Source organism: Aphanothece hegewaldii CCALA 016 (assembly GCF_003007785.1).
GTDB lineage: Bacteria > Cyanobacteriota > Cyanobacteriia > Cyanobacteriales > Microcystaceae > Chroococcus > Chroococcus hegewaldii.
This window is the reverse complement of record NZ_PXOH01000001.1, coordinates 196,067-211,421: the sequence shown is the minus strand read 5'-3', so window position 1 is coordinate 211,421 and position 15,355 is coordinate 196,067. Positions and strand designations below refer to the sequence as shown.

At 34.8% G+C, this 15,355-nt stretch carries 14 protein-coding genes; 7 read left to right on the top strand and 7 right to left on the bottom strand.

Annotated elements, in window-relative coordinates; translation table 11 throughout:
* The first annotated feature begins 255 nt into the window (after positions 1-255).
* Positions 256-498 carry a DUF4327 family protein gene (locus C7H19_RS00925; RefSeq protein WP_106455003.1) on the top strand — a complete coding sequence of 81 codons (243 nt, stop codon included), beginning with the start codon at positions 256-258 and terminating at the stop codon, positions 496-498.
* 6 nt (positions 499-504) lie between these two features.
* Here C7H19_RS00925 and C7H19_RS00920 read toward each other — a convergent pair whose 3' ends face one another.
* Positions 505-1,242 carry a Uma2 family endonuclease gene (locus C7H19_RS00920; protein ID WP_106455002.1) on the bottom strand — a complete coding sequence of 246 codons (738 nt, stop codon included), beginning with the start codon at positions 1,240-1,242 and terminating at the stop codon, positions 505-507.
* Between the two features lie 152 nt (positions 1,243-1,394).
* Here C7H19_RS00920 and C7H19_RS00915 point away from each other — a divergent pair, with 152 nt between their 5' ends.
* The 4 genes from C7H19_RS00915 to C7H19_RS00900 are packed head-to-tail and all read left to right on the top strand — an operon-like array spanning position 1,395 to position 8,033.
* Positions 1,395-2,543, top strand: coding sequence for a vWA domain-containing protein (locus C7H19_RS00915; protein ID WP_106455001.1), 1,149 nt, complete (start codon positions 1,395-1,397; stop codon positions 2,541-2,543).
* Positions 2,544-2,561: 18 nt separating this feature from the next.
* Positions 2,562-5,849 (top strand): tubulin-like doman-containing protein, encoded by a 3,288-nt coding sequence (locus C7H19_RS00910; RefSeq protein ID WP_106455000.1) that lies wholly within the window; start codon positions 2,562-2,564, stop codon positions 5,847-5,849.
* Between the two features lie 25 nt (positions 5,850-5,874).
* The gene (locus C7H19_RS00905) at positions 5,875-7,377 is read left to right on the top strand and encodes a methyl-accepting chemotaxis protein (RefSeq protein WP_146136483.1); all 1,503 of its coding nucleotides are present in this window, start codon (positions 5,875-5,877) and stop codon (positions 7,375-7,377) included.
* A gap of 29 nt (positions 7,378-7,406) precedes the next feature.
* Positions 7,407-8,033, top strand: a complete 627-nt coding sequence (locus C7H19_RS00900; RefSeq protein ID WP_106454998.1) for an OmpA family protein — start codon at positions 7,407-7,409, stop codon at positions 8,031-8,033.
* 4 nt (positions 8,034-8,037) lie between these two features.
* On the opposite strand, the gene C7H19_RS00895 is transcribed toward C7H19_RS00900, so the two are convergent.
* Complete coding sequence (locus C7H19_RS00895; protein WP_106454997.1) at positions 8,038-8,382, bottom strand: hypothetical protein; 345 nt, start codon at positions 8,380-8,382, stop codon at positions 8,038-8,040.
* 205 nt (positions 8,383-8,587) lie between these two features.
* Between C7H19_RS00895 and cdf31 the strand changes: the two genes are divergently transcribed.
* Positions 8,588-9,514: a CDF family zinc efflux transporter Cdf31 gene (cdf31, locus tag C7H19_RS00890; protein WP_219907550.1), complete on the top strand. Its 927-nt coding sequence runs from the start codon at positions 8,588-8,590 to the stop codon at positions 9,512-9,514.
* A 259-nt stretch (positions 9,515-9,773) separates the two neighbouring features.
* Here the strand turns inward: cdf31 and C7H19_RS00885 are convergent, their stop codons facing one another.
* The 4 genes from C7H19_RS00885 to C7H19_RS00870 form a co-directional block, all read right to left on the bottom strand.
* Positions 9,774-10,733 (bottom strand): YsnF/AvaK domain-containing protein, encoded by a 960-nt coding sequence (locus tag C7H19_RS00885; RefSeq protein ID WP_106454996.1) that lies wholly within the window; start codon positions 10,731-10,733, stop codon positions 9,774-9,776.
* 110 nt (positions 10,734-10,843) lie between these two features.
* Positions 10,844-11,443 carry a YsnF/AvaK domain-containing protein gene (locus C7H19_RS00880; protein WP_181280495.1) on the bottom strand — a complete coding sequence of 200 codons (600 nt, stop codon included), beginning with the start codon at positions 11,441-11,443 and terminating at the stop codon, positions 10,844-10,846.
* Positions 11,444-11,743: 300 nt separating this feature from the next.
* Positions 11,744-12,097, bottom strand: a complete 354-nt coding sequence (locus C7H19_RS00875) for a carbon dioxide-concentrating mechanism protein CcmK (RefSeq protein WP_106454994.1) — start codon at positions 12,095-12,097, stop codon at positions 11,744-11,746.
* A 104-nt stretch (positions 12,098-12,201) separates the two neighbouring features.
* Positions 12,202-12,510, bottom strand: a complete 309-nt coding sequence (locus tag C7H19_RS00870; RefSeq protein ID WP_106454993.1) for a carbon dioxide-concentrating mechanism protein CcmK — start codon at positions 12,508-12,510, stop codon at positions 12,202-12,204.
* Between the two features lie 105 nt (positions 12,511-12,615).
* Here C7H19_RS00870 and C7H19_RS00865 point away from each other — a divergent pair, with 105 nt between their 5' ends.
* Positions 12,616-14,775: a Tex family protein gene (locus tag C7H19_RS00865; protein ID WP_106454992.1), complete on the top strand. Its 2,160-nt coding sequence runs from the start codon at positions 12,616-12,618 to the stop codon at positions 14,773-14,775.
* On the opposite strand, the gene C7H19_RS00860 is transcribed toward C7H19_RS00865, so the two are convergent.
* Positions 14,772-15,338, bottom strand: a complete 567-nt coding sequence (locus C7H19_RS00860; RefSeq protein WP_106454991.1) for a Uma2 family endonuclease — start codon at positions 15,336-15,338, stop codon at positions 14,772-14,774. The genes C7H19_RS00865 and C7H19_RS00860 overlap by 4 nt on opposite strands.
* Positions 15,339-15,355 lie beyond the last annotated feature (17 nt).

Below are 15,355 nucleotides of genomic sequence, written 5' to 3'. Positions count from 1 at the left end.
ATAAGATTACGGATGACAAGATCAAGGGGGTAGCCAATTTTTTTTTGAGGCGAGTGTTGACGGTGTAGCTACAGCTTAAAACTAATCAATAAAAAATGATTTTTCAAGTAATTGTTAAGAAAAAACTTGATTTTGTAATGTTTTGACAAAATAAGTAGTAAATTGTAATTAACGATACAGTTAAAAAAAAATTTTTTTAGTGTATTCTCGACTACCATAAAAAATTAGAATCCTTAATATACGGATTGATCATTTATGATTTTGCCCACATTAGGTTCACCTCAAAAACTTTTTTATTCTGTCGATCTGCTTCAAGAGGAAGCGCGTCACTTAGTTGAAAAAGGAGCAATTAGTCGTCAACAGCCTATTTATATTCTTTGTCAGTATATACCTGCGCGTGAATGGGTCGGTTTAGAATGTGAGTTAGAAAAGTGTGATTATTTGCTTAGAGATTCTATTGGAGATTTAATTGGTAAAGAAAATTGGGGTGACGATTAAAGTTTTTTAGATATCTTCAGGATTAATCCCCATTTCTCTTAGTTTAGCAGCTAGGCGATCGGCCCGTTGGCGTTCAAGTTCGGCTCGTTGATGTTCAAGTTCGGCTCGTTCGTCTCCAGTTAGTAATAAATTTCCAAGCTCATCCCACCAACGCAACCAAGGAAGATCTTGATTTTTATATTCACCTTGCCAAATTCCGATTTCTACCCCTAGTGGTGGGATGGGATAATGTCCACGTTGATTCGGTTCCATTCGTTGATAATGTCCTTCTGTTAAAACATACATCTCAACGGATGCTTTTTGCACTTCATAGATTCCATAAAAAGGAACACGTATCGCTTTTTCGTATACCCAGAATTTACCCTTATAAGGTGTTGTATCTCGTTCCTCAAATCCTGTACCTGAAACAAATTCTAATACTATTAAAGGTGCGACAAATTCTTGCCACATGACATAAGAACGACGTGCGATTCCATTTAGAGTCGGTGGCACATCAGGAACATAAAACCAGTCGGGAGCTTCTGCACCTTTTTCTAGGGGTTCTGTAATTCGCCAATAAATACCGCTATCTTGTCCGATACAGAATTGTTTGTCTGGATGAATTTGCTCTAAAGTTAGCCAAATTGATTCGGTTAATAAAATGCTTTGCGGGTGTTCTTGAAAGTTTTTCACGAAAGTACCATCAGAATCAGGAAGTTGTGTATGATCCCGGAGAGGTTGAAATACTTCGATTTGAGTGGTCATAAAAAATAAAATTAAGCAAAATGTTTTTGTCTAATATACATAGTATACAAAATTTTATATATTAGTACTGCGTCAGATTTAGAAACTCTAGCTTAATCTTAAAATCGGATATAAACTGGTAAGAAGACTAACCATCAGACAAAAAACTTACTTTGGCTAAAGACTGTCAGACCGTTATTCCGGGGACTTTTCCGACTGGATGGCAAAAAACGGGTTTAGAATGGGTAGCGCGTCTTAATGGCGGGCGTGATGTGGTTTTAGCCCTTGATTTAACCGAGAGTGTTGGGTTAAATGATGAAGGGCGAACTCGTTTGCGTCAAATTGTTGAGAAAAGTTTACAACCTGGCGACTCCGTTTATATTGTTCCTTTTGCCTCTAGTATTAATCCTTTAAATACTCAAGAAAATCCTTTGTCGAACGAGAAATCAATTGTTTATAAAAACAAGAAAGAAGACACTGAGCGAATCTTACAAATTATTCCATTTCAATCAGATGAAAGATTACAAAACACAGACATTCAACAAGCCGAATTATTTATTTATCAAGAGTTAGCAAAACTTAATCAAAATCGTCTAAAAAATAATCAACCGATTCAAGAACAATCGATTATTTGGCTAACCGATGCACCATTATTTACTCAAGCTGGAATTCCTTCTAATGTTTGGATAGAAACGCCAGCCGATAGTCCTTTTAGAGACACAAATACGCCCGAAAGTCAAGAACGACAATGCTGGATTGATTGGGTTAAAAAACTACCAGGTAAAGAGCGATCGCAACCCATTCCCACACAAAATAATCAGACCTATAATTTAACAGTAGTCGATCTTCCTCCCAGTATTCAAGAATTTTGTACCCCCACACCAGGAGGAAAACAAACTTGTTTAGTGCCATCTTATCTTTTTAATCAGCTTTGGCTACCCGTTTTAGGATTAATACTGTTTACAGGTGCAAGTCTTTTTGGGCTAAATTATTTTCGTTTACTACAAAAGAAATGGACAATAAAAGTTAAATCACCGAAAGATGATGAACTAAAAACCTTATATTTAAAAAATAATCAAAAAATAACAATAGGAGAACTTGAAGGCTTAAATACTATTTATAGTCCCGGTGATGAAATTAGAGGATATATAAAACGTAAAGGAAATAGCTTATATTTAGAACCCGCAAAAAATGCAGAACCCATATTTTATAAAGGTAGAGAACTTCAAAAAACCGAAAAAATTATCACAAATCGAATTCGCTTAAATTGCCCAGATAATAGAGCAAGAGATTTTGAAACAGAAATTAATATAATTAAATAATTATAGGAGAGTTTAAATATGGTTACGGAATTTCAAGGCAAACCCAAAGAACGTCAATCCCGTGTTATTAAAAAAACCATTTGTATCGGTTTAGGTGGGACAGGAAGAGATGTATTAATGAGAATCCGACGGCTCATTATTGATAAATATGGTAGCTTGGATGAGTTACCTGTGATTAGTTTTTTGGCTATTGATACCGATAAAGATGCACTACAAACAACAGGACTAAGAACAGGAAATACATATCAAGGAGAAGAAATTGTATTTACAGATTCTGAGAGAATTGCAGCAACAATGACCCCAGTTGATGTTAATACATTTCGTCAAGAATTAAAAGATCAATATAAATATAATCGACCAGGGCCATGTCATCATATTGCTCGTTGGTTTCCACCACAGCTAGTAGAGCATATAAAAGCAATACAAGACGGAGCGCATGGAATTAGACCTGTAGGAAGATTAACCTTTTTCCATAATTTTCGTAAAATTCAAAAAGCTATTGAAAGTGCAGAAAATCGCACCAGAGGACATGAAGGAGTATTACTAAAAAAAGGGTTTAATGTCGAACAGGGATTAAATATATTCGTTGTTGGTTCTTTGTGTGGGGGAACAGGTAGCGGGATGTTTTTAGATGTTGCCTACACAATTAGAAGAATGTATAGCGAAAAAGAAACCCAGCTTTTTGGTTATCTCGTTGTCAGTCCACAACTATACGGCGATACACCGAATATGAATGGAAACGTCTATGCAGCATTGAAAGAACTAAATTACTATTCAACTCCTCAAACAACTTTCGATACTTGTTTCGATTTACAAAATTTAATCGAAATTCAAGAATCTAGACCCCCTTTTGATTTTACTTATTTAGTTTCTAATCAAACAGCAAAAGATTATAAAATTATTGATAAAAATAAGTTAACTAACGTTATCGCTCATAAAATAACCTTAGACTTTTGTGGAGAATTAGCATCAGCATTAAAAGAACAGAGAGACAATTTTAGACTACAGATGTTGAGTGCGGATGAACATCCCTTTAAAATGACACAACGCTATCTAACTTTTGGGTTAGCTTCTGTTTATTTCACTCGTGATATTATCGTTCAAGTAGCGTTAAATAGATTAGAACTCAACCTAACTAAATTTTGGTTAGATGGAAAAGGTCAAAGTCCTGAAGCGCAAACATTACTTAAACGCTTTCTTATTAATTGGAGTGCCGACAAATCTAGTAAAGATTACTTTCTCTTAAAGCTAGAAGAACTGACACAAGACACTAATAAAAATTTTGCACAAACACTGAAAACTTGGAAGGTAAATCTTGATATAAGTTTAGAAGAAAGTAAAAACCTAGATGAAATAGAAGGAATCATTAATCAACTACCAGGGAAATTAAGAGAACAATTTCGCACTGTTCAACCAGGAGAAACCGAAAGTACTAGAGGAATTTGGTTAACGTATTTACAAAAATCGAGAGTGAGTTTAATCGATAAATTGAAAGGAGATATCGAGCAATATTGGGAAAGTTTGCTCAATCCTGGAAATGCCGACTTTTGTGTTAATAATACAAGAGCGTGGTTAGAAGCCTTTTTTACTGAATTAAACGATTCTCAAAGACGTTTGGAAGAACAAAAACAAGATTTAAGAGAAATGTATCGCTTAGAAGATTTAGAGAAAAAATGGCAAGATACTAAACAATTAATCGATGACTTTCAGCAACAAAAAAGCCTACCCTTTTTTGGTAAAAATAAAGTTGGACAAATTCAAAGTGAAGCCAGAAACGGAGTACAGCAAATTTATCAACTCATTAAACATAACTTTGATTTTGCTTTAGTTGAAGAAGCCCTAAAAATTTGTATAAGTCTGCAACAACAGATACAGTCTTTAATTAATCAAACAAATAATCTTAATAATCTTTTTCAAGATTTAAACGTATTTTATCAAAAAAATGAATCTGATCTCAAACAAGTTAACTTTGACGAAATGAGTGGCGAGGCAATTCTCCCAGAAGAAGATATCGATAGTTGTTATGATGATTTTGTGGAAGTAAATGAGCCTTATGCTCAACTGGTTTCTGTTAGTTTAAAAATTATTGAACGCTTTGGAAATAATCAGACACTTACTCAACTGCTTAAACCCAATTTAGTTGACGAACCACATCTTAAACAAATAATTAATAATACAGTTGATCGTCAATTTAGCAATCGTGGAATGAGTAAAGTTCAATCAGCCATTAAACGCTTTTTAGAACATTATCCCATTTCGGAACGCTCCAAACGTCTAGAACAAATTTTACTAGAATCAGAACCGCTTTTACCAATAAATGTCAGTGCAACACGTTATTTTGATGATCCAGGAAAAACCCTTAAAATCATTGGTTTTAAAGATAAAGATGAACCAGAAGTTAGACAATTTAAAGAAATTCTTAAAAAAGAAATCGGTGTTGCAGATAGTGTTTTAAAACCAATGCAAGCCGAAGATGAAATCATTATTGTACATGAATATGCTGCTTTTCCGCTTAGAATTGTCAGTGGTTTAGAACAAATGCGACAGCTATACGAAAGACAACTGAAGTTAGCACAATCATTCTTACATAATGATTATTCAATAGACTTTTTTGAGATGATTCCTCCTGATGCAAATCATGTTAATCAAATTGAACATACTTTCTTTCCCTGTATCGCTCTAGATATTTTAAAACATAATGCACAAATTGATAAATTTGAACTCACTTATTATGATCAGTTTCGTCGCACAGAAGAAGCAATTTTTTTAAGTTCGGTGTGGCGCGAAGCCGTCGAACAATTAGCTAAACGTCAAGATATTGCTCAAGCTTTAATTGAAAAATTTGAGCAGTTTAAATATCAATTGAAATCGCAACCAAATCAATGGTACACTTATTATTTTCCTGAAAAGATAGTTAAATTTATTGCTCACATAGATACTTTACCAAAAGAACATTTTAATTATTTTGATCGGGGTAAAGTAATTGGCGAAAAGGCAACAGATAAAGAATTAGCAAAAGACGGCATTATTCAGCTTTTTTGCTTGGAAATGAGAAATTTTTTAGGTGTGATGGAACCTCAGTTAACACCATCGACTAATCAGACAAATAGTCAACCGATTTTAACGGGAGAAGTTTTAGAGCCAGAAATCGAAGATAATGTTCAATCAACTGCTGTATCTCAGAAAAGCTCATTAGAACAATTAGAAAAATTAAAACTGTTAGATAAGTATACTGACGATTTTAAGCAAGGATTCTTAACACAAGAACAATTTGAAGCTGTTAAAAAGCTTATATTTGATCAATAAAATAAAAATTATAGAGGTTTAATTTATGTCTGATTGGTTGAAAATTATTCCGCCATATTTATTAATATTGACGGTATTGTGTGTCTTACTTCCTACAATACTTTGTATTTTCATGCGTTATAAACTCTATGCTCACCAAAGAGATATTATAAATAAAGTTAGACGATTATTAAAAGGAGATTCGCCTGGAATAAAACCAACAATTCTTACAATTTTAGAAGAAAGATTTAGAAAAGCAAGTTTTAATCTAGAGCAAGTGAATACAGATGCTTTAATTGATGGAACTTATATTCAAGAAAAATTTAATTTCTTTGGAAATTCGTTAAATTGCGAGAAATGGGATTATTTTTGTCGTGTTTTACCTAACTTATTATTAGCGTTTGGGTTATTAGGTACATTTATTGGGATTACGATTAATTTACAGGATTTGAGCCAAACAATTAATCAAGCACAATTTAGTGATATTAATCAACTTATTGAGCAAATCCAACAACCCTTACAAGGAATGGGGATCGCTTTTTTTACCAGTTTAATTGGTATACTGTGTAGTTCTATATTGACTGTAGTTAATATTCGTTGGAATACTAATTTATCAAAAAATTTATTAATTAGTTCTCTTGCTGATTACTTAGATAATGTTTTTCAAGATAACTTAAACGAAAATGGTACACGTTTAGATAAAGCAGTAAATAAAATGGTGGCGCAACAGAATGAATTTTTATTACGTTTTCATCAAAAAGTAGGAGACGTATTAGAAACAACGATTGGGCGTGAAACTCGAAAAATGACAGATGCTAATGCTCAAGCACAACAATTAGTGATCATGATTTGTAATAGATTAATGGAAGTTTCAGGCACTTTATCAAATGGTGCAAATGTTTTTCGTGAATCCCTTGGCTTAATTAATCAAGAAGTTGTTGCTTTAACAGAAGTCTTGCCAAAAGTACGAGAATATGCTCAAGTTATTGGACAAAGTGCGATCGTTTTTCAGGGTGCTTCTCAAAAAATTGAACAAAGTAAGTTTTCAGAAAATTTAGAACAGACGGTAACAGAATTAGTCAATACTCACCAAAATCTGACATATTTAATAATGTTACTCAAGGATAATGTTGAAAAACTAATTGGAGAAAATTTAGAATCAAATCAAATAGCCAAAAAGGTTTATACTCAATTAGAATCCTGTTCTAGTCAACTTAAAGAAAGTTCTACCGAATTAGTCAAAGTTTCCCAAACCTTTAAAGAAAGTGAATTTGCTACTCAGCTAACACAAGCAACTCAAAAATTAGAAGGAATTGAAGGATTATTTGAAATATCTGTATTGCAATTAAATCAGGGAATTAAACCTTTAGAAAATTTAATTACTTCTCTGCAAAAATCGATTGATCAATTAAGTTTAAATGAGCAAAAAATTCTACAAAATGAAAAGCAAAATTTGAATAATAATTTACAAAAAAATCAATTAAATACAGATTTGACAATAGAACAAAAATTAAAACACTTAAAAAAGGATCTGGGAATAATTGATTAAGAAAACTAATATTTATTTGATTATAAAAAATGAAAAGACGAACATATTCTAGAAATGACTCAGAAGATCTTAATGTCTTTCCCGCATTTACTGATTTAATGACAAATGCGTTTATGATTTTGAGTTTGTTTTTATTAATGGCATTATTGCAAGCTCAATATTTAAACCGAAAATTACAAGCGGCAGCACCAATTATTATTGATGAGCAATCAGGAAATTTTAAATTTAAGTCGGGAAGTGCCGAACTTAATTTAGACTTAAAAAACTATATTTTTCAAGATATTATACCTAGTATACAACGCATTACCCAAAGTCATGATATTGAATTTATACAAGTCATTGGTCATACGGATGGTCAAGAAATTGGCAGTGTAGGGAATTTAGATAAAATGTTAGAAAAAGTCGCAAATCGAGAAGCATCGGTTACACAACTTAAAGCAGGTTCTAACGCAGATTTAGGATTAATGCGAGCCTTAGCCGTTATTCAAGAAATACAAAAAGTAGAGGAATTAAAAAACATAGAATTTAGGGCTTATTCTGCTGCACAACTTTATTTACCTTCAGGGGAACTCGCGTCATTTGATCGAGAAAATAACGAAGATAGAAGACGAATTGAAATTCGTTTTATTCCCCCAGGAAAGCAACAAAAGTATTAGAAAATTAGGCAAACTGATTTAAAAACTGCTCAAGATCTTCCGTAAGTCGCATCAGTTCCGCTTCTGTGGTTAAACGAATACGATCGTCTCTTACCGTTAATAAAACTTTAGCAGCAAAAGGACTCGGATAGATATTAGGATTGCAGAAAACTTCGAGAAAAACATCACCTGTATAGCGGTATTCCATCATTTTTTGAGGTTTAGGTTTACCTCCGCTAGATGCGTTAGAAGCGATCGCTTTCAAACTTAGCATCAATTGGTTAATTTCTTGTTTAAGGTTTTGTGCCGCTTCAACAGTAAAACTAAAAGATACAGAACCTTGAATGAGATTGAGGGTAATTTGTGCCATAGCCAATTAGTCAGTTAATGAAAAACTTTTTTTTTCTACAACAGATGAATTTACCAAACAATTACGCTTAGAGGGATTCTTTGTTACAAAATATCTCAATAAACTACTCATTTTAGTTACATAAAAGATAGCTAAAGTCAATAGCATATAAGGTTTTAGGTGATTTTTCTTTTCAAATTAATATAATAAATATGAACCCAGTTCTATGGTAAACAGTGTGATACGCGACAATCGTTCTGAAGTTCAGAAAGTTTTGCTAATAACTCTTTTTTTAAACTTTTTTGTCATGGGTTTAAAAGGATGGGTGGGCTTAAAAATCGGTTCCTTGAGTTTACAAGCAGATGCACTCCATAGCGTTACGGATAGCGCAAATAACGTCTTAGGTTTAGTGGCAAATCGTTTTTCATCACCTCACCCAGATCGAGAACATCCGTACGGACACCAGAAATATGAAGGTTTAGGGGCGTTAGGAATTGCCGCATTTTTGGGGGTTGCTTGCTTTGAGATTATCAGCAGCGCCGTAGATCGGATTATTCATGGTGGAGAAACTGTTAAGATTGCGGGGACTGAGTTATGGATACTTTTGCTCGTGTTGGGCGTTAATATTTTTGTTGCGTTTTATGAACGACGAGTCGGAAAACGGATCGGTAGCCCTATTTTAGTTGCTGATGCTTACCATACCATGAGTGATATCTGGGTAACGATCGCCGTTTTAGCGGGATTAATTGGCATTTGGATCGGACAAATTTGGCATATTCCTCAATTACAATCATTAGATGTAATATTATCTTTTCCTGTCGCCTTTATGGTGTTTTTGAGCGGTTGGAAAGTGCTTAAAGAAAATATACCTTGGTTAGTCGATGAAATTGCGATCCCACCAGAAGAAATTCATCAGATTGTTATGTCGGTTTCTGGTGTGGTTAACTGTCATGATATTGCATCGCGGGGAATTGTTGGGCGACAAGTTTTTATCGAGATGCACTTAATTGTCGATGCAGATGATGTCAAAGGATCTCATCAAATTACTGAAGATGTAGAAAGACGACTAGAAGAAAGATATAGCCCTGTACGAGTCGTGATTCATGTCGAACCTTTAAGTTATGAATCTAAAGAATTGTTTCGCCATGAATAAAAATTGTCTATGTATTTTTGTTTGCCAGTAGAACTTTAGAAAAATTTGTGATATATTGCTTTTTTTTAACCCGCCAATCCCTGATGACGATAAAACAACTTTCTCGGTTTTCATTGGATGAGGAATTTAGATTATAATCGAGAATAAAACGTATCGAATACTAACCAAAATCTAACCAAAAAAAAGAGACACAATGCAGACGATTGGCCTCTTAAATACAAACAAGTATTATTCAATAATAAGAGTAAACGGCAAGAGTTTATTTAGCATTTACTCTTTCAAAAGAATGACGAATAATAGCGCGGAATTTATCCCAGGTGTTAGGATTTCTATCTTCCCACATTTGATGAGCATCGGATTCAATATCTGTCCAACTCCGTCCAGGATAATGATCAGCTAGTTGATGACCATAACGGAAAGCGGGGCTATACTGTTCGTAGGTCATTCCAGTGTTAGCTAAATCGCGATCGTAATAGGAACGAAAATCCGTGTCATAATCAGAGTATTGACGAGCAGTCTGGTAATCTTCTTCAACCTGTACATCACTGCGACGGACAGTATCTCGGATCGTCTCAACTTTATTAGCAACTTCTTTACTAATAACCACTTCTTCGACGACACGTGCAGTCTTAGCGACAACTGCTTCTTCGTCTACTTCGGTCATTTCAAAAGAACGCTCTTGGAAAGCAGCATCAAGTTCAGCACCCGACAACGGACGATTAACCGTACGTCTTTCAACATTAATTGTCTCATCGCGTAGGCCGATTTGTTCTTCTACTGCACGCTCCGTAATCCGATTGTAGACCCGTACGCGACCCCGTTCAACTTCGCGTTTACCAACTGCTAAAGATTCTTCAACCACTTGTAGCACTTGATCATTGTCGTTGTAGTTGCGTAATTGAACATTACTACCTTGCGATCTTAAAGTTTGAGCGTGTCTATCTACATCGATCATGCCATGACGAGTAAGAATTTCAGCCACTCGACGAGCTTTGTCATCTGGGGTATCAACTGATACTAATGTTCCACCTTGGTTTACACTCTCAAGATAGAAATCCACATCAGGATCATCCATACTACTTTTGAGATGATTCAGTTCATCAGTATTGTTTCTTCTGAGAACTTCGATATCTCTGGGGTTAAGTCCTTCTTGTAAAAGATCATCATAAACCGCTTTTACTGATTCGTGGTTATCAAATAAACCCAATATCGTCTGCATAGATTTTCTCCTTAATAAGATTGTTTTAGTCAGGGAAATATTCCCCGCGTTTTTGCAGGTTGTATACTATAACCAATTTGATGGCTTAAAGTTCTGAAAAAATCGCTAGTTTAAATGCTAGGATTATCCGTCGTTTCAGTCGGAAATCTTTCGATTTCAACCATCTGAGAACGTAGCACAACTCGTTGTGGTTTTCTCACAGTTGCTTTGTGCTTAGTCAGACGGACTTCTTCTCTAAGCAAGATCTTTTTTTCAATCACTAGGACTTCTTCAATAATGGGAATAACCATAACTCCGTTTTCTTCGCGGACATCTGGTATATTCTCAATTAATTGATTAACTGGCACCCGATCGACTGAAACCCATTCATACAATAGCGGTTCATCGATCACCTCTTCATGAGAATCAACCTTAGTAGTTACACGAACCATCGATCTTTCGACGGACTCTTTTGTAACCTGTAACTCCTCTTTAATCACTGGAACAACAATCTGTTCATTATTGTCCAAAGAAGCTAACTCCATATCAGTTAGCATTGTTTGATCAAGAGGAATTAAATAAGTGCCATCCTCATTCTGGATGAGTACGTCTTCTGCTATAGTTAAGCTGGTTCCATCATCGAATGATAAGACCAGTTGATCTGGACTACCCATGCGGGAAATGCGTTGGGTCACAGTTGCAAGTTGTCCATCATTTCGTACAATCTGCACGATCGAACACTCTTTAATTAACAATTGCATCCTAACATACAGATTTTTTCTTTATCTAATGCCATTAGATAGATTAAAAAAGTTTGAATATAATTAAAAAATTTTAGTATCTTAAGTTATAGAAAGCTTCTAGCCCTTATTATGTAACGGTTTAAGAAAAAGCCAGACTCATTTATCGGCTACAATTTGGGCGATTAATATCTTTAGATAGAAGAAAAATTTATATCTAAAGACAAATTAGGGCTTGAAAACCAAGCCCCGACAAATTGCATATAAAATTTTAGGTTAATTATTAAACGATTAACGTCTTCCACCATTGGGGGGGACAGAAGCACCTTCAGCAGCGAGTCTAAAGGGTTCAACATCATCACTATAATCGATCGGCAAAACAGCAACAACATTTTCATGAGGACGAGGAATAATCACCCAAGTTTCTACCGTTGCACCTTCGGTTTTGTTCACTGCGTCAATACCTGCGGCCATTGCGGTTTTAACTTCTTGCACATCGCCACGAATATTGAGGGTAAAGCGTGCGCTACCGGCTCTGAGATAACCTACAATGGTAATCCGTCCTGCTTTCACCATTGCGTCTGCTGCGGCTAAAATCCCTGGAAAGCCTTTTGTTTCAATAGAACCGACGGCTTGGGCTGACATACTCTTAAACTCCTAGTTTCTTTTTCAGGATAAACAATAGAATTTTTTCAATAGGGAATTCCCAGTCATTAACTATAGTCTAATTTGATACAAATCGCTATAGACTAACTGCGAAACCGTTCTACTTTTGCTGTATAGGCGATCGGTAAAACAGCCACTACATTTTCGGGCGGATTAGGTACAATATAATGACTAACGACATTGCCTCCGTGACAACTTTCGGCCGCTTTTAATCCCGCTTCTACCGCAGGTCTAACCTCAGAAATCGGCCCACGAATCGCCACGACAAATTCTGATCTTTCGGCTAAATCAAAATAGACTAAAGTAACTCGTCCTCCTTTGACCATTGCATCAGCCGCCGCTAAAATGGGGGGAAAACCTAGGGTTTGAATTACACCGACTGCTTGGGGCATGTCTTATCGTCTCCTCTTGGGAATCAAGCATGATACTTTTGCAGCAACGCTTAATTATAGCTTATATTAGAGTAGTTTTCTTAAACAGATTTGCTTTCATAACTCATGTCACAACTGGATATTCCTAAACTTATCGCTTCTGAATTATCTATCCAGACTGTAAGAGTCCAAAATGCTTTAAATTTATTAGCTGAGGGTGCAACAATTCCCTTTATTGCTCGATATCGCAAAGAAAAAACAGAATCATTAGATGAAGTGCAACTTAGATCAATTCAAGATCGCTACAATTATTTAATAGAATTAGAACAACGCAAATCAACAATACTAGAAGCTATTGCCACACAAAATAAACTTACAGAAGACCTTAAAGTTAAAATCCAATCTTGTCTCCTAAAAAATGAATTAGAAGATCTATATTTACCCTATAAACCCAAACGGCGAACCAAAGCGACAATAGCAAGAGAAAAAGGCTTAGAACCTTTAGCAAATTTAATCAAATCTCTTAATTCTCCTCATGTCTTACCTTTAAATATTGAACAAGAAGCTAATCAATATATTTCCCCTGAAAAAGACGTTAAAACCGTAGACGAAGCCTTACAAGGTGCATCCGATATTTTAGCCGAAGAAATAGCCGAAAAAGCTAACTTAAGAGCTTATTTACGAGATTATCTCCTTAAAGACGGTGTATTTGTTTCTCAGATTAAAAATACACATCCTGAAGGTAGCACTAAATATGAAATGTATCGTAACTTTAAAATTTCTCTTGCTAAAGCAGCACCTCATCATATCCTAGCTCTTTTTCGTGGAGAAAGCGAAGATATTTTATCAGTTGATATTGATTTTGATGAGTCAACAGTCATAAATTATCTAACTTCCCAAGAAATTAAAACTAAAACTTCTCAACTTAAAGAATTTTATCGAAAAATGCTTGGAGATTCCTTTAATCGTTTAATTAAACCCTCTTTAATGCGTGAAATTCGTCTCCTAAAAAAGCAATGGGCTGATTTAGAATCAATTACAACTTTTGAAGAAAATTTAAGAAACTTACTCCTATCTTCACCTGCTGGAATGAAACCGACTTTAGCCGTCGATCCTGGATTTAGAACAGGTTGTAAAGTCGCTATTTTATCAGAAACAGGACAATTTTTAGAATATCAAACAATTTTTCCTTTTGGTAGTGAAAAACAACTACAAGAAGCGAAAGATGTTATTAAAAAATTAATTCAAAAACATCAAATACAATTAATTGCTATTGGAAACGGAACCGCATCTCGTGAAACCGATCAATTCATGAGTGAAATTCTTAAAAATTTAGAGCAAAAACCGATTAAAGTTACTGTCAACGAATCAGGTGCATCTATTTATTCTGCGTCTGATGTAGCGCGAGAAGAATTTCCTAATCTTGATCTAACAATTAGAGGTGCAATTAGTATCGGAAGACGCTTACAAGATCCCTTAGCAGAATTAGTAAAAATCGAGCCTAAATCAATCGGAGTCGGGCAATATCAACACGATGTAGATCAAAAGTTACTAAAGAAAAAACTAGATGAAACAGTAGAAAGCTGTGTGAATTATGTAGGTGTAGATCTAAATACCGCCTCGAAAGAATTACTAACCTTTGTTTCAGGAATTAATTCAACAGTAGCGAATAATATTGTTACTTATCGCAACGAAATAGGAAAATTTGAGAATCGAAAGGAATTACTAAAAGTACCTAAACTCGGTGCAAAAGCGTTTGAACAAGCGGCAGGTTTTTTAAGAATTCGGGATGGAGAAAATCCCTTAGATAATACCGCAGTACATCCAGAAAGTTATAAAACAGTAGAAGCGATCGCATCTTTTTTAAACATTCCTATTTCCCAAATTAGTCAAAAAAATCATCATTTAAAAACGTTAGATCTTAAGCAATTTGTTAGCGATAAAGTTGGTTTACCCACCTTAAAAGATGTCATTCAAGAACTCGAAAAACCAGGGAGAGATCCTAGAGAAGAATTTAAGTATGCTACCTTTGAAGCAGAAATAAAAGAAATTACCGATCTTAAAGAAGGATTAATTTTAGAAGGTGTAATAACAAATGTTGTAAATTTTGGCGCATTTGTTGATATTGGTGTACATCAAGATGGTTTAGTGCATATTTCCCAACTCGCTAATCAATTTGTATCCGATCCAAAACAAATCGTAAAAGTTGGACAAGTCGTAAAAGTAAAAGTAATGGAAGTAAATGAAAAACTAAAAAGAATTAGTTTATCAATGAAAGATGTTTAACGAAAAATACGACTCACCAAACAGCTAAAATTAGGTAAAAGAGGACTCGTTAGCGTATCATTCGGATATAAAGTCATAACTAATGTTAACGCTGCATTATCTCGACGATAAACTTCTATTTGTTGTTTTTGTCGATCAACAATCCAATATTCATGAACTCCTTTTGCCGAATATAACTTAAGTTTTAGCTGTTTATCTCGTCTTTCTTGATCTTTTCCCGGTGATAAAACTTCTATTACTAATTCTGGCGCACCCGTTAAATGTCCCGCATCATCAATGACTTGCTCTAAACGTTCTTTACTCACCCAAATTAAATCAGGAATTACATTATCTGCATCGGTAAAAATGATACCAGGAGCAAAAATTACAACACCATTACCTGTTTGCTCTGACCAATTTTCTAACTGAGTCGCCATTTTGACGCAAGTCGTTTGATGTAGTACATGGGGCGATCGAGTCACAAAAAGTTCTCCATTAATAATCTCATAACGAGAGCCATCATCGGGTAATAATTCAAGATCCGCCGTCGTCCAACGCATCAATTGATTGATCTCAACAGACATAATCGATCACTCAACTA